General features: G+C 62.2%; 17 protein-coding genes and 1 tRNA gene. 14 read left to right on the top strand and 4 right to left on the bottom strand.

Going from position 1 to position 17,553, the window contains the following annotated elements:
* Position 1 precedes the first annotated feature (1 nt).
* A complete protein-coding gene (locus BLT42_RS04290) occupies positions 2–529 on the top strand; it encodes a hypothetical protein (RefSeq protein WP_091767345.1) in 528 nt (175 codons plus the stop codon).
* Positions 530–719: 190 nt separating this feature from the next.
* A complete protein-coding gene (locus tag BLT42_RS04285; RefSeq protein WP_091767343.1) occupies positions 720–2,807 on the top strand; it encodes a sodium-translocating pyrophosphatase in 2,088 nt (695 codons plus the stop codon).
* Between the two features lie 109 nt (positions 2,808–2,916).
* Here the strand turns inward: BLT42_RS04285 and BLT42_RS04280 are convergent, their stop codons facing one another.
* On the bottom strand, positions 2,917–3,414 hold the full coding sequence (locus tag BLT42_RS04280) for an outer membrane protein assembly factor BamE (protein ID WP_091767340.1): 498 nt from the start codon (positions 3,412–3,414) through the stop codon (positions 2,917–2,919).
* Positions 3,415–3,514: 100 nt separating this feature from the next.
* On the opposite strand from BLT42_RS04280, the gene BLT42_RS04275 reads away from it, so the two are divergent.
* The 7 genes from BLT42_RS04275 (at position 3,515) to BLT42_RS04245 (ending at position 8,435) form a co-directional block, all read left to right on the top strand.
* Entirely contained in the window at positions 3,515–4,048 is a 534-nt protein-coding gene (locus BLT42_RS04275) for a ubiquinol-cytochrome C chaperone family protein (RefSeq protein WP_091767337.1), read from the top strand.
* Positions 4,049–4,143: 95 nt separating this feature from the next.
* The gene (plsX, locus tag BLT42_RS04270; protein WP_091767334.1) at positions 4,144–5,199 is read left to right on the top strand and encodes a phosphate acyltransferase PlsX; all 1,056 of its coding nucleotides are present in this window, start codon (positions 4,144–4,146) and stop codon (positions 5,197–5,199) included.
* Complete coding sequence (locus BLT42_RS04265) at positions 5,196–6,176, top strand: beta-ketoacyl-ACP synthase III (protein ID WP_091767332.1); 981 nt, start codon at positions 5,196–5,198, stop codon at positions 6,174–6,176. Before plsX ends, BLT42_RS04265 begins: the two co-directional genes overlap by 4 nt.
* Before the next feature lie 97 nt (positions 6,177–6,273).
* Positions 6,274–6,579: an integration host factor subunit alpha gene (locus BLT42_RS04260; RefSeq protein WP_091767329.1), complete on the top strand. Its 306-nt coding sequence runs from the start codon at positions 6,274–6,276 to the stop codon at positions 6,577–6,579.
* Positions 6,580–6,614: 35 nt separating this feature from the next.
* Entirely contained in the window at positions 6,615–7,061 is a 447-nt protein-coding gene (locus BLT42_RS04255; protein WP_091767326.1) for a MerR family transcriptional regulator, read from the top strand.
* A 106-nt stretch (positions 7,062–7,167) separates the two neighbouring features.
* Positions 7,168–7,244 (top strand) — tRNA-Pro (locus BLT42_RS04250).
* A gap of 168 nt (positions 7,245–7,412) precedes the next feature.
* Positions 7,413–8,435, top strand: coding sequence for a COX15/CtaA family protein (locus tag BLT42_RS04245; protein WP_091767323.1), 1,023 nt, complete (start codon positions 7,413–7,415; stop codon positions 8,433–8,435).
* An 84-nt stretch (positions 8,436–8,519) separates the two neighbouring features.
* Here the strand turns inward: BLT42_RS04245 and BLT42_RS04240 are convergent, their stop codons facing one another.
* Together BLT42_RS04240 and BLT42_RS04235 are read right to left on the bottom strand one after the other, a co-directional pair.
* Positions 8,520–9,605 carry a hypothetical protein gene (locus BLT42_RS04240; RefSeq protein ID WP_091767320.1) on the bottom strand — a complete coding sequence of 362 codons (1,086 nt, stop codon included), beginning with the start codon at positions 9,603–9,605 and terminating at the stop codon, positions 8,520–8,522.
* Entirely contained in the window at positions 9,506–10,921 is a 1,416-nt protein-coding gene (locus tag BLT42_RS04235) for an alkaline phosphatase PhoX (RefSeq protein WP_091767317.1), read from the bottom strand. The genes BLT42_RS04240 and BLT42_RS04235 overlap by 100 nt, the downstream gene beginning before the upstream one ends.
* A 215-nt stretch (positions 10,922–11,136) precedes the next feature.
* Between BLT42_RS04235 and rplM the strand changes: the two genes are divergently transcribed.
* Together rplM and rpsI are read left to right on the top strand one after the other, a co-directional pair.
* The gene (gene rplM / locus BLT42_RS04230) at positions 11,137–11,601 is read left to right on the top strand and encodes a 50S ribosomal protein L13 (protein WP_091767314.1); all 465 of its coding nucleotides are present in this window, start codon (positions 11,137–11,139) and stop codon (positions 11,599–11,601) included.
* A gap of 1 nt (position 11,602) precedes the next feature.
* Positions 11,603–12,097 (top strand): 30S ribosomal protein S9, encoded by a 495-nt coding sequence (gene rpsI, locus BLT42_RS04225; RefSeq protein ID WP_091767311.1) that lies wholly within the window; start codon positions 11,603–11,605, stop codon positions 12,095–12,097.
* A gap of 127 nt (positions 12,098–12,224) precedes the next feature.
* Here rpsI and phaC read toward each other — a convergent pair whose 3' ends face one another.
* Positions 12,225–14,267 carry a class I poly(R)-hydroxyalkanoic acid synthase gene (gene phaC, locus BLT42_RS04220; RefSeq protein WP_091767308.1) on the bottom strand — a complete coding sequence of 681 codons (2,043 nt, stop codon included), beginning with the start codon at positions 14,265–14,267 and terminating at the stop codon, positions 12,225–12,227.
* Positions 14,268–14,350: 83 nt separating this feature from the next.
* Between phaC and BLT42_RS04215 the strand changes: the two genes are divergently transcribed.
* From BLT42_RS04215 to recJ, 3 genes are all read left to right on the top strand, one after another.
* A complete protein-coding gene (locus BLT42_RS04215) occupies positions 14,351–14,689 on the top strand; it encodes a hypothetical protein (protein ID WP_143024041.1) in 339 nt (112 codons plus the stop codon).
* Positions 14,690–14,755: 66 nt separating this feature from the next.
* On the top strand, positions 14,756–15,712 hold the full coding sequence (gene glpX / locus BLT42_RS04210) for a class II fructose-bisphosphatase (RefSeq protein WP_091767302.1): 957 nt from the start codon (positions 14,756–14,758) through the stop codon (positions 15,710–15,712).
* A 25-nt stretch (positions 15,713–15,737) separates the two neighbouring features.
* Positions 15,738–17,552 carry a single-stranded-DNA-specific exonuclease RecJ gene (recJ, locus tag BLT42_RS04205; protein WP_091767299.1) on the top strand — a complete coding sequence of 605 codons (1,815 nt, stop codon included), beginning with the start codon at positions 15,738–15,740 and terminating at the stop codon, positions 17,550–17,552.
* Position 17,553 lies beyond the last annotated feature (1 nt).

The raw sequence follows: 17,553 nt of genomic DNA, 5'->3' as shown, positions 1-17,553 counted from the left end.
CATGATCCACGCTCAAGGTGAGGTGATCATGCGTATTTTCCTGGCGATAGTCCTGTCTGCCTGTTTCGCTTCAACAGCGCTGGCGAGCGGCGGCGGTGGTGGTGGCGGGTCCGACAATTCCGGCCCCGTGAACCGGTTTTTGACCCTGTTTCATCTGCCTGCGTCTGAAGCCGATGAGGAGTCCGCAGCCGAGGATGAGATGCTGGAAGATCCTCGCGTCTTCACGCTTCCCGCTGTTGTTGCGCCGCTCTCGGTCAATGGCCGACTGACCGGCTATGCCTATGTGCGCGTGCATGTGCGCGCCGGGGACGGTCAGAATATCTGGACCATGCAGGAGCGGACCCATTTCGCCCTCGATGCCATGGTGCGCGCAGCGTCAAGAATATCCTTGTCCAATGCTGAAGGGTCCAGTCTCAACCGTGATCTGGCCACCCAGGTCTGGACGGCCGTGCTCCGTGATTATTATGGCGCATCGGCTATCGCCGAAATCCGGTTGAGCGGCGAGGATACCCGCATGCTGCGGCGCTAATCCTGCTGTCTGGACGGCCCTGGCCGTCCACATTCCAATCTCTCCACAAGGCGTGTTGCGCCCTTCGAAGGCTTTGGGCATAGTCCGGCCTATCGGGGAGGTATGAAATAGGTCGACGTGATTCTCACGTTTGTGCTTTCCCGTTTCCTTTCTCGACCAATCCGCAGAAATAAAAACGGGGCTACCTGCCATGAACATGCTTTTACTAGCAATTGCAGCGGCCATTCTCGCGCTCATCTACGGCGTCGTTCAGACGCAACGTTTGATGAAGGAGAGTGCCGGAACAGAGAAGATGCAGGAAATTGCATCGGCCATCCAGGAAGGCGCTAACGCCTATCTCAAGCGCCAATACACCACCATCGCAATGGTCGGCATTGTCGTTGGCGTCCTGATCGCGTTTTTCCTAGGCTGGCAGGTTTCTGCCGGCTTTTTTGTTGGTGCCATCCTGTCCGGCGCGGCCGGCTTTATCGGCATGCTGGTCTCGGTTCGCGCCAATGTGCGCACGACCCAGGCTGCGAGCAAAAGCCTGGCGGCCGGTCTGGACATCGCCTTCCGCTCCGGTGCGATCACCGGCATGCTGGTGGCGGGCCTCGCCCTGCTGGGTGTCGCTGGATATTTCTGGATCCTGACCAATCTGATGGGCTTCGAATCGGCTGACCGCATGGTCGTCGATTCCCTCGTCGCGCTTGGTTTCGGTGCATCGCTGATCTCGATCTTCGCGCGTCTCGGTGGCGGTATCTTCACCAAGGGTGCGGATGTCGGCGGCGACATGGTCGGCAAGATTGAAGCAGGTATCCCTGAAGACGATCCACGCAACCCGGCCACGATTGCCGATAATGTCGGCGACAATGTTGGCGATTGTGCCGGTATGGCAGCGGATCTGTTCGAAACCTATGCCGTGACCATCGTCGCGACCATGGTTCTGGCCTCGATCTTCTTCACCGGCGAGCTCGGCGTCATCATGATGCTTTACCCGCTCGCCATCGCAGCGATCTGCATTGTGACCTCGATCATCGGCACCTTCTTTGTCCGCCTGGGCAAGGGCACCAATGTGATGGGCGCCCTCTACAAGGGCCTGATCGCCGCCGGTGTTCTGTCGGTTGGCGGCCTGTGGCTGGTCACTGACTATTTCCTGCCAAACGGGATGGGTGATATCGCCGAAGTCTCCGGCCTGATGATTACGGGGCAGAACCTGTTCTTCTCCGGCCTCGTTGGTCTGGCCGTCACCGGCGCGATCATCTGGATCACCGAATACTATACCGGCACGGAATACCGCCCGGTGCGTTCGGTGGCGGAAGCCTCGGTTTCCGGTCACGGTACCAATGTCATCCAGGGTCTGGCCGTTTCGCTTGAAGCCACGGCAATCCCGGCATTGATCATCATTGCCGGTATTATCGCGACCTATTCGCTGGCCGGTCTGTTCGGCATTGCGATCTCGGTCACCACCATGCTGGCTCTGGCCGGTGTCATCGTGGCACTCGATGCCTTTGGTCCTGTCACGGACAATGCCGGCGGTATCGCCGAAATGGCCGGGCTTGATGAAAGCGTGCGCAACACCACCGATACGCTTGATGCGGTCGGCAATACCACCAAGGCCGTGACCAAGGGCTATGCCATTGGTTCCGCCGGCCTTGGCGCGCTGGTGCTGTTTGCGGCCTATACGACCGATGTGGAACACCTGCTCCACCTCGCACCCGACTTCTCCCTGAAGAACCCCTATGTCATCGTCGGCCTCCTGTTCGGTGGGCTTTTGCCTTACCTGTTCGGCGGCATGTCGATGATGGCGGTTGGCCGGGCTGCAGGTGCCGTTGTCGCCGAGGTTCGTCGCCAGTTCCGGGAAATTCCGGGGATCATGGAATACAAGGCAAAGCCTGATTATGGCCGCGCCGTGGATATCCTGACCAAGGCCGCGATCCGTGAAATGATCGTGCCGTCCCTCCTTCCAGTGCTCTCGCCGATCGTGCTCTACTTTGCGATCGACGCGCTCGCCGGCCAGGAACAGGCCCTCGCAGCTGTCGGCGCCATGCTGATGGGTGTGATCGTCAATGGTCTCTTCGTTGCAGTCTCGATGACTGTTGGCGGCGGCGCCTGGGACAATGCCAAGAAATACATCGAAGACGGTAATCATGGCGGCAAGGGCTCTGAAGCCCACAAGGCCGCCATTACCGGTGACACCGTCGGCGATCCTTACAAGGATACAGCCGGTCCTGCGGTCAATCCGATGATCAAGATCACGAATATCGTGGCACTCTTGCTGCTGGCCTTCCTGGCCCGCTAGAGCGGATCCGGGCAGGGCGCTTTGCGTCCTGCCCGCACGCTCATTATCACACAGAGAAAAGCCCCGGTCGCAGGACCGGGGCTTTTCTCATGTCTGGTTCTGGAACCCGTTACTGGTTGCGGCGTGGTCCGCCAGCGCCGCCGGGGAGGTTTTCCTCGCCGCCGAATTGCTGACCGGGCAGGCGGCCGATATTGCCGAGCAATTGCTCGAGCAGGCTCAGCTCACGGCCCCGGGTCGGGGTCTCGCGGCTGACATAATCAACCATGCGACCGTCTTCGAGCGTGTATTCGACGACATCGGTCACCATGCCGGTCTCGTCATTGAAGCGGATGGCGACGATACGGCGGTCGCGTGTCACCGGGCGCAGATAAGCCAGGGATTCGCGTGTTGCCGAGACATAGAACCAGGTGTTCTCGTCGAAAGTACCGCGCATGGATGGATTGCCAAGCCGCTGCATGACCGAATCGCGCGAGTCCTCGTCGGGCATGATCGAGGGTTCCTGGCCGAGCGTGTAGCGATAGCCGTGGGAACGAAGGATCGGATTGCATGCCGAAGCGCCCAGGGCGCAGGCGGCAATCAAAATGGACAGGCGAACGCGACGGCTCATGAAACACTCCTCGAGACCGCACCGGCGGTCTGTATGCCAACCTTGACCTAAACAAGGTGCAGCTTAGCTTCAAGCCCGAAGATTAGGGAGCCCCGATCACATGTGGCGGAACTGGTTCAGGCGGCGGCCTGAAAAGGCGATCGGGAAGGCACTCTACCTTGCCCTTGTACAGGCGGCGCGGCAGCCGGCCTTGTATGGCGAGGCGGGTGTGCCCGATACGCTTGAAGGACGGCTGGAACTCATCCTGCTGCATACGGCACTGGCGATCCGAATCCTGCGACGGGATGGCGGTGAGGCCGGGCGGGCGGTGAGCCAGATCGCGTTTGACACCATGTTCGAGGATTTCGATATCGCCATGCGCGAACTCGGTGTCGGTGATTCCGGTGTCGGCAAGAAGGTGCGATTCATGGCCGAGGGTTTTTATGGTCGGTCGCAAAGCTATGCCAGCGCACTGGACGACGCGGATCCGGCGGCGCTTGAGCTGGCCCTGTCGCGCAACCTTCTGGCCGCTGACTCCGTTGATCCGCGGGCCGCAGCGCTTGCGCGGTATGTCCGGACAGTGGTCGCCGCCCTTGATGAAACAGGCGGGGTGGCACTGGCGCAGGGCGAATTGCCGGCTTTGCTTGCTCCCTGACAACCGAGTTCACGTGTTGCATCTCATCGGTCATCGGCTAAGTTCCGCCATCGTCCGGCGGCTGAAGCCGTCGTTTGGGACAGATTTGTTTGTCTATGAACGCTGAAATAATCATTTCCGTAGACGCCATGGGTGGCGATCTGGGTCCCAAGGCTGTGGTCGAGGGGATCGGGTACGCGCTCAAGCGCTGGCCTGAGCGCCAGACCCGTTATTTGCTCCACGGCGATGAAGCGGCGCTTGGGCCCTTGCTGTTAAAGCATCCCAAGGTGGCCGCTGTATGTGAATTGCGTCATTCAGATACCCTGGTCCAGATGACCGACAAGCCTGCCGAGGCTGTGCGCCGGGCACGCGGATCCTCGATGTGGAACGCTATCCAGAGCGTCAAGTCTGGCGAGGCCCATGCCGTTGTCTCATCGGGAAATACCGGTGCGCTGATGGCGATTTCAAAAGTTATCCTGCGGATGAAAAAGGGCATTCATCGCCCTGCAATCTCCGCGAACTGGCCGACCCCCAAAGGGCATACCGTCGTGCTCGACGTTGGAGCCAATGTGCAGTGCGGAGCGACCCAGCTGGTCGAGTTCGCGATTATGGGCGAGGCCTATCACCGTGCCGTCTTTGGCGGCGAACACCCGAGTGTCGGCCTGCTCAATGTTGGCCAGGAAGAGCTCAAGGGTAATGATATCGTCCGCGAAGCCGACGGCCTGATCCGTAATTCCGGTCTCGACATGGCCTATAAGGGCTTCATCGAAGGCAATGATATCAGCGCCGGCATCATTGATGTCGTTGTCACCGACGGCTTCACCGGCAATATCGCGCTGAAGACCGCCGAGGGCACCGCTCGCCTTGTTGCGGGCTGGGTGCGTGAAGCGTTGACGAGCTCGTTCTTCGCCAAGCTGGCAGCTGGCCTGTTGGCGCTGGGCGCGCTGGACCGACTGAAGCGGCGGATGGACCCGCGCTATATCAATGGCGGTGTCCTGCTCGGGCTGAAGGGGATTGTGGTCAAGAGCCATGGCGGCGCCGATGGCGAGGGCTTTGCCTCGGCGCTCGGTCTGGCCCAGGTGATGGCGAAGAGTGATTTCATGAGCCAGATTCGCAAGAATCTGGATAAGTTTGCGAGCTTCGAAGAACAGGATATCGCTGCGGCGTCATGAGTGAATTGAGAGCGCGTATTGCCGGGGTAGGCTCCTATTTGCCGGACCGGATTTTGTCCAATGACGAGCTCTCGAACATGGTTGATACCAGCGATAGCTGGATCCGTGAGCGTACGGGTATCCGTCAGCGCCACATCGCGGCCGACGACGAGACAACCTGCGACCTGGCGGAAATCGCGTCGCGCCGTGCGATTGAGCAGGCTGGCCTGACCCCGGATGATATCGATCTGATCATCGTCGGGACCACGACGCCGGATTTCACATTCCCCTCGACCGCGACCCTGCTCCAGGCCCGACTCGGTGTCAGCGGAGGCGCTGCCTTTGATGTCCAGGCTGTATGTTCCGGTTTCATCTATGGGCTGACCATCGCTGATAATTTTATCGCCCGGGGCCAGGCTCAAAACGTGTTGGTGGTCGGCGCGGAGACCATGTCGCGCATTCTCGACTGGACCGATCGCTCGACCTGCGTCCTGTTCGGCGATGGCGCCGGAGCGATGGTCCTGCAGGCGCAGGAGCCCGGGGGCGATGCCGCCACCGAGCCCGGTATCCTGGCGACCTATCTGCGTTCAGACGGCCGCTTCAAGGATTTGCTGCACGTTGATGGCGGGCCATCCTCGACCGGCACGGTCGGGCATCTGCGCATGCTGGGTAATCAGGTCTTCCGCCATGCGGTGACCAATATCGCGGAGTCCATGAGCACGATCGCGACACGGACCGGGATCAAGATTGCCGATATCGACTGGTTCGTCCCGCACCAGGCCAATCAGCGCATTTTGGAAGGCGTCGCCCGGCGCCTCTCCATCCCGACGCACAAGGTCATCTCCACGGTTGCCGATCACGGCAATACGTCGGCAGCTTCGGTACCACTCGCTTTTGACCGCGCGGTACAGGACGGGCGGATCAAGCCTGGCGACCTGGTTTTGATGGAAGCACTGGGCGGTGGATTCACCTGGGGTGCCGTGCTGGCGCGGGTGTGATATCAATTATTACTGGTTTCACACGCCTAACCAAGACCTTGGCGTTGACCCGCAAGCCAATGCGGGCTTAACTCAGGACTCTGATTTGGGGATTACTATGTCAGATAAAACTTTAACGCGTGCAGATCTGGCTGAGGCCGTCTACCGGGAAGTCGGTTTGTCCCGACAGGAATCGGCAGACCTGGTGCAGTCGGTACTCGCTTTGATGTCGGACACCCTGGCATCGGGACATTCGGTGAAACTCTCATCCTTCGGGTCTTTCCTGTTGCGCGACAAGCGTGGCCGGGTCGGGCGCAATCCGAAGACGGGGATTGAAGTGCCGATCGAAGCCAGGCGTGTCCTGGTCTTCAAGCCTTCCCAGGTGCTCAAGGAGCGCGTCGACTCGGCTCTGTCGAAAGACTAGTCACGGTTTGAGCCGAAGGCCGGCGCGAGACAAATATGTCGGTCACAGAGAAATCTCCGGACGCGTTCCGGACCATTGGCGAGGCTGCCGAAGAGCTTGAAGTGCCCGCGCACGTCTTGCGTTTCTGGGAAAGCAAATTCCCGCAAATCAGCCCGCTCAAGCGGGCGGGCGGGCGCCGCTTTTACCGCCCCGCCGATCTGGCGCTGTTGCGCGGGATCAAACGTCTCCTCTATGAAGATGGTTTCACCATAAGGGGTGCCCGCAAATTCATCGCCGACAACGGCGTCGCTGCGCTGCTCGACCCCGCCACGCACAGCGTGACGCGTGAACCGGTTGCAGTGGATGCCGCTGATAGCGAAGCGCCGGCTTCACCGCCCCGCCCACCGCTCCCACCGGGCGAGCCGGAGCGCGGGATTGCCGATGTCCTGCGCGACCTGGAAGAGGCGCGGGCCAAGCTCAAATCCGTTCTCGAGCCGCGATAGTCACGTCCTGCCTTTGCGCTGAACGCGCAGTTGCGGAGGCGGGGAGCTGTGCCTATAACCGGCTTCCCCGCTAAGGCTGGCTCTGGCCCGCCTGATCAAGGAAAGTCGGAGCGTAGCGCAGTCCGGTAGCGCACTCGCCTGGGGGGCGAGGGGTCGCGAGTTCGAATCTCGCCGTTCCGACCATTTCCCTGACCTGTCATTACCCTGACCTATCATTTCCCAGTCTGAAGATTTCCCCGTGCCGGTGGGCCAGCGGGTCGGTTTGGCTGGCCCTGCGACATCAAACCGCCGCCATTTCGTCTTGTCCCCGGCGTGTGATGCGTTACCAAGCCTTCCATCGCAGGAGGCTCCATGTCCTATCGCTCCACATCCAGCCAGGCGGTCTCGAACTGGCTTTTCATCGTCGCCCTGATGGTGTGCGGCATGATCCTTGTCGGTGGCGCGACGCGCCTGACCGATAGCGGTCTGTCGATCACGGAATGGAAGCCGCTCTCCGGCGCGATCCCGCCCCTGACTGCGGCCGATTGGGAAGCCTCCTTCCGACTCTATCAGCAGACGACGGAATTCCAGGAGCAGAATTCGACCATGACCTTGGTCGACTATGAAACCATCTTCTGGTGGGAGTGGGCGCATCGCCAGCTCGGCCGCATGATTGGTCTCGTGTATGGCCTGCCGCTACTGGTGTTCTGGCTGCGCGGTTCGATCAGCGGCCATCTCAAACCCCGTCTGCTGGCCCTGCTGGGCCTGGGCGCTTTGCAGGGGGGTATTGGCTGGTGGATGGTCGCCAGTGGTCTGGTCGACCGGCTTGATGTCAGCCAGTACAGGCTGGCCGTGCATCTGGGGATGGCCTTTCTGATCCTTGGCGCCTGTGTCTGGTTTGGATTGACGGCCCGCACCGGGCCGCCGCCCGTTCGCCAGGGCCGCCTCGTTGGCGCCGCCGCCGCACTGCTGGTGCTGGTCTTTCTCCAGATCATGCTGGGCGCATTTGTTGCCGGCCTCGATGCCGGGCGCATCTACAACACCTGGCCATTGATGAACGGTCAATTGGTGCCTGAGGACTATCTCGCCGGCTTGCCTTTCCTGCAGGCGATTTTCGAGAGCCACGCCGCGGTGCAGATGAACCATCGCTGGACCGGCTATCTCGTTGCGCTGGCCGTGCTGGGATTTGCAGTCGCGATCTGGCGTGAGCCGCGTGTCGCTCTCAAACCCTTCATGGTCATTCTACCAGCTCTGGTGATTGCGCAGATCGGGCTCGGCATTGCGGCCCTGCTGGCGGTTGTCCCGCTTGGCCTGTCGCTGGCGCACCAGGGCGGGGCGATTTTGCTCTTCATTGCGACGCTCATTGCCACCTGGACAGCGCGCCGCGCCATGTAGCGCCTGCCATGCAAAAGGGCCCGTCCGATCCGGACAGGCCCTGATTGCGTGGAGAATAGGCCCTTGCGGGATCGGGCGGCCCGATCAATCTGCGCTGACGAGGGCCCGGCTGGCTGCATCATGGGAGATGACCTTGATGCGTTGATCTTCCTGATCGAAGACGGCAATCATTCCTGCAACATAGGCTGTAAAGCCATAGGAGTCCGGTGTGATCGCGATCGCCGATGGCTGCTCGATCCCCGGCGTGCTCAGACCGTCGACAATCGTCAATTCCGAGGCGGGCATCAGATCCAGAGCGTAGAATGTGTGCACCTGGCCGGTCGAACCGTCGGTCGCCAGGACCAGCCGTGAACCGTTGAAATCGCCGACAGCGAGGCTGACCACCGATTGATTATTCTCCGCCTCGATGACGCCGTCCGGTCCGATGCGGGTGATGCCGCTGGCCGGGCTGGCGAAATAGATGTCGCCATCGAGCGTCGCGCACTGGCGTGCCGGCGCGGTGAGGGCGAAGCTCTGACGCTGCTCGACATGCAGGACATCTTCGCCGGCATCGCGGATCCGCCATATCTGGGCGGTGGGGCCATTGCCCAAAATGACCAGGTCGACATAGCCGACACCCTCGCGATGCAGGCAAAGTCCGGCAACGCCGTCTGTCGGTGTGGTTTCTGCGAGTGGGAGATCGAGAACGCGAATGCCATCGGTGACAACGGCATAGCCGAGCACGGCATTGCTGTCGGCTGAGGCACCAAAGATCAGGGGCAGGTTCTCACCACGCAACTGGAAGCCCGGGGCTGTCGCCAGACCGGAGAGCCGCACGCCGGCATGGCGGGTGCGAAGCTCGCCGTCCGCATCGAACAGGTCGAGCCCGCCTTCGCGCGGCGCGGAGGCGATCAGACCGAGCGATGCGGCATCAGGATTGGGCAGGAAGGCGAGGGCCGCCGCGCCGCCCTGGACACGGACAAAGGCCGCAGTGACCAGGACTTCGCGATTGGCGGCTTCGACCGCTGCGGCCTCTTCGATCGCCTGTTCCGGCGTCGGGCCACAGGCGGCCAGCGCGCTGAGCGCCGCTGCTACAAGGAGCGATCGCCCCAGGGGCCGCGCACCGCGAAGGTGCGGCCGGGATAGCGTTGAATGTTGAAGAACAGGGTTGAACCATCGGGACTGAAACATGGACCGGTAATCTCACTCTTATTGCCGTCCGGGCCGGAGGCAGCGTTGCGGCCAATCGTATACATCTGACCGGCAGGCGTCACGCCGCGGATGTACTGGTCGTCACTGCCGTCTTCCAGAACGATCAGATCGCCCCAGGGTGCGACGCAGACATTGTCGCATTTCTCCATGATTTGCGGGTCATCGCTTTCGACGAAGAGTTGCAGGCGTGCCGGGTGGGCGCTTTCGCCCGGCTGGCCTTCAAGCGGGCTGGGCTGGTAGCGCCAGATCTGGCCGATATGGGCCGGGCCACCGTCCGTACTGGTGAAATAGCATTCGCCATCCCCCCAATACAGGCCCTCGCAACGGCTGAAATGGGCCGCGCCGGCGGCCACAGCGCGGATCCACAGATCGGCATTGGGCGATTCGACGTCGTCGAGATCGACCCATTCGACCTCAATCCAGTCGCCGACGGCCACATTCGGGCCCGTCTCGGCCCAGTTGCGAATATCCAGTCCGGGCCGGCCGCGGATCGCCAGCGCCTGTAGCCGTCCGCCCTGACTCAGCTGACCGGGGACATCGGGCAGGAAGCGGTAGAAGCAGCATCCGTCATATTCGTCTTCCGTCTCATAGACGATGCCGGTATCGGGATCGATGGCGACGGCCTCATGGCGAAAACGGCCCATCGCCTTGAGCGGGACCGGCGTGACCAGACCTGTGGCCGAGGAGGGTACCTCAAAGCAATAGCCATGCTCGACGCGGGCAGCATCGCCGATTCCCACCGTGGTTTCCTCGCAGGTGATCCAGCTGCCCCAGGGCGTGATCCCGCCGGCGCAATTATTATAGGTTCCGATCAGGGAGAGATATTCTTCCTCGACGGCCAGCGTCTGCGGATCGAGGACGAGATGGCTGGTGCCACCCAGATTGGGCAGGCCATCGGCGGTCCAGTCATGGACGCGCGTCCGATCGATCAGATCGAGACGCTCATTGGCCGGGCCGAACGGGGAGACCTCGACCTGTCCCGGATTGAGCTCATGATTGCGTACCAGTACGATGCGGCCGTCATCGCGGGCGAAACAGCCCATGCCGTCATAGTCACCGGGCGCGAGAAGACCGTCGGTCATCTCGTCTCCGACTGTCGAGAGCACCTGATAGGAAAAGCCGCGGGGCAGATCGAATAATTCAGCCGGATCCGCCTGCAACGGGCCGTAGCCGGTGACCTGGTTGATATAGCCGCCCACCTCGCGCGACTGGCAGCCAGCCAGTGTAGCCAGCCCTGTAAATGCAGCTGATGTGGCGATGGAGTTACGCAGAAAAAGCCGGCGGGTGAGGGACATGAGGATGCTCCGGGTCGATCAGGAATTCTTTGCTAATACAAGCGCATCACGACGGGAAGATGACGATCACAGCGTGATGCGGTATTATATAACCGCATGCCTAGCTGTATAAAAACGCAGCGGAAATTCGCGTACCGCTTGACCGGGTGCAAAACGCGCCCTACACCGCGCGCTCGAAACCAAACCCACGCCAGCAGGCATGAGGCAGGATAATTATGAAAACCTTTTCCGCAAAGCCCGCGGATGTCGTCCACAAGTGGATCGTGATTGATGCGGAGGGGGTCGTTGTCGGCCGTCTCGCCGCTTTCGTTGCAACCCGTCTTCGTGGCAAGCATCGCCCGGATTTCACCCCGCACACCGATACCGGTGACCACGTCATCATCGTCAATGCCGAGAAGTGCGTCTTTACCGGCAAGAAGCGTGAAGACAAGCGCTATTATCGCCATACCGGTCACCCGGGCGGCATCAAGGAAACGAGCCCGGCAAAACTGCTGGACGGCCGTTTCCCAGAGCGCGTTCTGCAAAATGCGATCAAGCGCATGCTGCCCAAGGATAGCCCGCTCGCGCGTCAGCAATTCTCAAAGCTGCGTGTTTATGCCGGGACCGATCACAAGCACGAGGCCCAACAGCCCGAGCTGATCGATTTCAAATCCATGAACTCCAAGAATTCGAGAGGCTGATATGTCTGAAGAAGCCCGCTCGCTCGACGACCTGAAGGTCGTCATGAAAACAGCCGATGCCGTCCAGGTTGAAGCTGAAACCGCTCCTGTCGAACCCCAGATCGACGCCCTCGGCCGTGCCTACGCCACTGGCAAGCGCAAAAACGCGATTGCCCGTGTGTGGATCAAGCGCGGTTCCGGCAAGATCACGGTCAATGGCCGCGACCAGGAAACCTATTTTGCCCGCCCGGTTCTGCGCATGTTGCTGCAGCAGCCGCTGGAATGTGCCGAACGCGTCAACGAGTTTGACGTCATCGCCACCGTCAAGGGCGGCGGTCTGTCCGGCCAGGCCGGTGCCGTGCGTCACGGTATCTCCAAGGCTCTGACCGCCTTTGAACCAGGCCTGCGCGGCGTCCTGAAAGCCGGTGGCTTCATGACCCGCGACAGCCGCGTCGTCGAGCGCAAGAAATACGGCCGTGCGAAAGCCCGTCGTAGCTTCCAGTTCTCGAAGCGCTAATCGCACCAGCGATTATCGGCTACAGAATTACGGGCGGTTCCTTATGGGAGCCGCCCGTTTTTCGTTTGGAGATGGGGCGATGTTCGTTCGGACGACGCTGCCATGTCCGTTGTCATTTTGACTTGAATCAGGAGGGCGAGCTTGGTGTTTTGGCTCGTGCCTTGGCTGGTTTTTTGACCGGCGTTCTGGTGGCGGTTTTCGCCTTAGGCTTGGCTTTCGGTTTTGTGGCGGGCTTCGCCTTTGCCGCTGCTTTGGGCCTGGCCTTGGTTTGTGGCTTCGCCGCCGGCGTCGGCGCAGCCGCCTCAGCCTTCCCCGCATCCTTCGCATCGCTCCTGACCAGAACATTGCTGCCCGGTGCGTCCCGGATAGCCGTTAGCTTGCCGCCACCTGGCTGGCGCGCTGCTACATCCTTGCCGGAGCGCTGGTAAAGCCAGTCGCGCCAGTCGAGCCACCAGGAGCCGGGGGTTTCTGTCGCGCCCTCGAGCCATTCCTCGACCGTGCCGGGCAGGGCGTCATTGGTCCAGTACTGGTATTTATGCGCGTCGGGGTGATTGATGACGCCGGCGATGTGACCCGAGCCCGCCATCATGTAACGCACCGGGCCACCGAACAGTCTGGCGCCGCGATAAACCGACGGGTAGGGCGCGATATGGTCGTCGCGTGAGGCCTGCATATAGACCGGTGTCCGGACCGAGCCGAGCTCCAGTTTGACGCCGTTGAAATCCAGCTCGCCCTTGGCCAGCTTGTTGTCGCGATACATGTTCTTGAGATACCAGAGGTGCAACGCCTTGGGCATGCGGGTCTGGTCGGCATTCCAGAACAGGAGATCGAAGGCCTGTGGCTGGCGGCCGAGCAGGTAGTTGTTGACGACGAAGGACCAGACCAGATCATTCGAGCGCAAGAGGTTGAACGTGTCCGCCATGGTGCGGCCATCGAGGACACCGCCCTGGGCGTCCATCAGGCGCTCAATCTCGGCGATCCATTCATCATCGACGAAGAGCAGGAGTTCGCCGGCCAGCTCGAAATCGGTCTGGGCCGCAAAGAAGGTCGCCGAGGCGATGCGCTCCGGCTGTCCGTTCGCCTCCAGCCAGGCCAGGGTCGAGGCGAGCAGGGTGCCGCCGACGCAATAGCCGACCGTATTGACCGAGGTCTCGCCGGTGGCGTCCTCGATGGCATCAATCGCGGCCAGCAGGCCCTGATGCATGTAGTCCTCGAAGGTCTTGTCCTTCAATTCCGTGCCCGGATTGACCCAGGAGATCAGGAAGACGGTGAAGCCTTGCTGGGTCAGCCAGCGGATCATGGAGTTCTTCTCGCGCAGGTCGAGAATGTAGAATTTATTGATCCAGGGCGGCGCGATCAGCAGCGGGCGTTGCTTCACCGTTTCGGTGGTCGGCGCATACTGGATCAGCTCGATGATTTCATTCTGGAACACGACCTTGCCGGGCGTGGTGGCCAGGTCGATGCCGACGCGAAAACCATCCATATCGGTCTGGCGCAGGGCCAGACGGCCACCGCCGCCCGCCTGCAGATCCTCGACCAGGTTTTCCAGCCCCTGGGTCAGATTGGCGCCATGGGTTCGCATCGTCTCGCGCAGGACATCGGGATTGGTCAGGGCGAAATTGGTCGGCGACAGGGCGTCGGTCATCTGTTTGGTGAGGAATTCCACCTTGCGCTTGGTGCGCTCATCGACGCCCTCAACGCCCTGGACCAGCCCCATCATGAAATGCTGGTTCATCAGATAGGATTGCTTGATCGCGTCGAAAACCGGATTTTCCGTCCAGTCATCGCTGCGCCAGCGCTTGTCGCCCGGTTCCGGCTTGATGGTGGGCTCGACCGGTTTGTCCATCACCCGCCTTGTCGTATTGCTCCACAGATCGAGATAACCCTTGGCCAGTTCGGCCTGGGCCTTCATCATCAGATCCGGCTGGGTGACAATATGTTGCCAGACTTCCTTGAATTCCGGAGCGGCATGAAAGGGATCGGCCTGCGGCATCACGGCCTCGCCCTCGAGCGCCTTCTGCATCACATTGGACATCAGCTTTTGCGACTGCAGCGAGGCCTGCATCAGATTGCGTGACACCGTGTCGAGCGCATCGAGTTCGGCCGCCGTCAGATTGGCCCAGGGATGGGTGGGATCACCCTTGTCGTCGCTGCCGGAGCCGTGGGTCATGCCGATTCCTTGTGTTCGAGTGGTGACTCAGGAGATGATGAGCGTATAGAAAGCCATACACGCGTCCAGCGTCAGGAGATAGCATGACTTCGCCCCTTCGCTTGGCGGTTTTGCCGGTTGTGACAGTGTGCCTCGCCCTGGGGGCCTGTTCGAGCTTTGAGCCGATGGCTGATCAGAGCTCTACGCCGGGCTGGGTGCGCGAACGGCTGGTTCATGATGTCGAGGGCCGCAAGGCGCCGCCGGCCGTTCCGGCCAACAGCATGACCGCCGGCGATGCTGACCAGCTTGACCGCGATGCGGCCGAAGTCCTGCGCCGCCGCGCCGACCAGGCCGCCGAGATCGCGGCGATCGAGGCCGAGGGACGGCGCGCTGTTGACGATTTTGTCTCCGAGGGCCGCACCCGGACCACGCCGCCGCAATAATCCAGTTTCTAGTCTGTAGACCATCCATGCGCCGCAACGAGCCGGCGCCCCACGGGAGAAGTTAGCATGAGTGATACGCGCGCCCTGAGCGATCTGGCCCTGATGGCGGTCAATGCAGCCGAATCGGCGGCGATCGCCTCTTCGGCCTGGATTGGCCGTGGTGAAAAGGAATCGGCGGACCAGGCTGCGGTTGATGCCCTGCGTACCGGCCTCAACGCGATGCCGATGCGGGGCCGCATCGTGATCGGTGAGGGCGAGCGCGACGAAGCGCCCATGCTGTTCATCGGTGAGGAAGTCGGCACCGGAACCGGGCCGGAGATTGATATCGCCCTCGATCCGCTCGAAGGCACGACGCTGACCGCCTGGGGCATGAATAATGCGCTGGTCGTGGTCTCCTTCAGCCCGCGTGGCGGTCTGCTCAATGCGCCGGATACTTATATGGACAAGATCGCCATCGGGCCCGGCCTGCCGGCCGGTGTCATCGATCTCGACGCGTCGCCCCAGGACAATGTCGTCAACCTGGCCCGCGCCAAGGGTGTCTCGCCGTCTGAAATCACGGTCTGTGTGCTCGAGCGCGAGCGCCATCAATACATTATCGACGGCGTCAAATCCGTTGGCGGCCGGGTGCGGCTGATCAGCGATGGCGATGTTGCCGGCATTATGGGTGCCGCTGGACTGGGCACCGGGGTCGATATGTATATCGGACGCGGCGGCGCGCCTGAGGGCGTTCTGGCGGCCTCGGCGCTGCGCTGTATCGGCGGCCAGATGCAGGCCCGTCTCTTCTTCCGCACCGATGACGAGCGTGAACGTGCGCGCCGCATCGGCGTGACCGATCTTGACCGCAAATATGAACTCGATGAACTGGCCTCGGGCCAGTGCCTGTTCGTGGCCGCCGGCGTGACCCAGGGGGATCTGGTCGACGCGGTGCGCCGCGCCGACGGCATGGTGCACACCCACACGCTGATCCTGGATTCGGCCGACCATTCCGTGCGCCGCGTCCGCAGCGCCCGGCCGGAGGCCTGATCGGGCCGGGAGGGACGCGGACGGTATGAGCCTGGACACTGAGCCTCGCGAGGACGTGCCCGCCGCCTATCTCGGCGTTGAACGTTCGCTGACCGGACGGCGCTGGATTGCGCGGCCGGTCAGTGAGCCCGACATCGCGGCCATTGCCCGCCAGCAGCAGATCTCTGACAGCCTGGCCCGCGTCCTGTCCGGGCGCGGTGTCGAACCGGGCGCGGCAGCGCAATTCCTGCGTCCGCGCCTCAAGGACAGCTTCCCCGATCCGTCGGATTTCCAGGATATGGACCGCGCCGCCAGCCTCGTCTGGGACGCGCTCGATGCCGGCCGGTCACTCGCCGTGTTTGCCGACTATGATGTCGATGGCGCAACCTCGTCAGCCCAGCTTCGACGCTGGCTGCGCGCGGTGGGCCATGAGGCCATGCTCTATGTCCCCGATCGTGTCGCGGAAGGATACGGGCCCAGCGCGGCGGCTTTTGACATCCTGCACGGGCAGGGCGCCGAGCTGGTGATCACGCTCGATTGCGGCGCGACCTCCCAGGCTCCGCTTGAACATGCGCGCGAGATCGGTCTCGACGTGATTGTAATCGACCACCATCTGATGGACGGCGAATTGCCGCCAACCGCGGCACTAGTGAATCCCAACCGGCCCGACGACATATCCGGCTGCGGGCATCTGGCGGCTGCGGGTGTTACTTTCGTCTTCCTCGTCGCCCTGAACCGTGAAGGGCGGCGGCGTGGCCGATTCGATGACCGGCCCGAACCTGACCTGATGCAATGGCTCGACCTGGCAGCGCTGGGCACGATTTGCGACGTGGTCTCGCTGACCAGCATTAATCGCGCCCTGACCGCCCAGGGGCTCAAGGCGATGGGCCGCTGGCATAATCCGGGCCTGAGACAGCTCGCGCTCGTGGCCGGTATCAAGGAAGACACGGCGTCGACCTATCATGCCGGCTTCCTGCTTGGGCCGCGAATCAATGCCGGCGGCCGCGTCGGACGCTCGGATCTGGGCGCGCGCCTGCTCGCGACCGATGACGCGGAGGAGGCCGCAGGGATCGCCGCCGAACTCGACGCGCTGAACACCGAACGCCGTGCCATTGAGGCCGAGGTAATGGAGGAGGCGCTGGCCCAGATCGAACGCCAGGGCCAGGACCGCGCCATTCTCGTCGCCTCCGGCGAGGGCTGGCATGCCGGCGTGATTGGCGTTGTCGCCGGACGCGTCAAGGAACGCTATGGCAAGCCTGTGATCATTATCGGGCTCGATACCGGCGTCTCGCCCGTCCTCGGCAAGGGATCGGGGCGTTCAGTCGCGGGCGTCAATCTCGGCGGTGCCATCTCGGCGGCACGGCAGGCCGGTCTGCTGATTTCCGGCGGTGGCCACGCCATGGCCGGCGGCCTGACGGTGGATGCCGAACGCATTCACGAACTGGTGGCATTTCTCGACGAGCGGCTGGCCCCGGAGCTGGCCGCCGCGACCGATGCGATGGCGCTGCGGCTCGACGGGCTTTTGACGGCGGCCGGTGTCTCGCCGGAACTGGCCGGCAGTTTCCAGGCCGCCGGTCCGTTCGGACAGGGCAATTCGGAGCCTCGATTCGCGCTCGCCGACCTGCGGGTGAGCTTTGCCCAGCGAGTCGGCAAGGATCATGTCCGCTTCACCCTGACCGATAGCGGTGGCGCGACCCTGCAGGGGATATCTTTTCGCACCGCCGACGGACCGATCGGTGAGGCGCTGCTGGCGGCTGATGAGCGCCGTTGGCATGTTGCAGGGCGTGTTAAACTTGATCAATGGAACGGTCGAAACCGGGCCCAATTCCAGCTCGAGGACATGGCAACAGCAATTCGCTGAA

It is taken from the genome of Maricaulis salignorans, assembly GCF_900103475.1.
Lineage (GTDB): Bacteria > Pseudomonadota > Alphaproteobacteria > Caulobacterales > Maricaulaceae > Maricaulis > Maricaulis salignorans.
The sequence above is the reverse complement of the archived record's forward strand: the minus strand, read 5'-3'. Positions and strand labels throughout refer to the sequence as shown.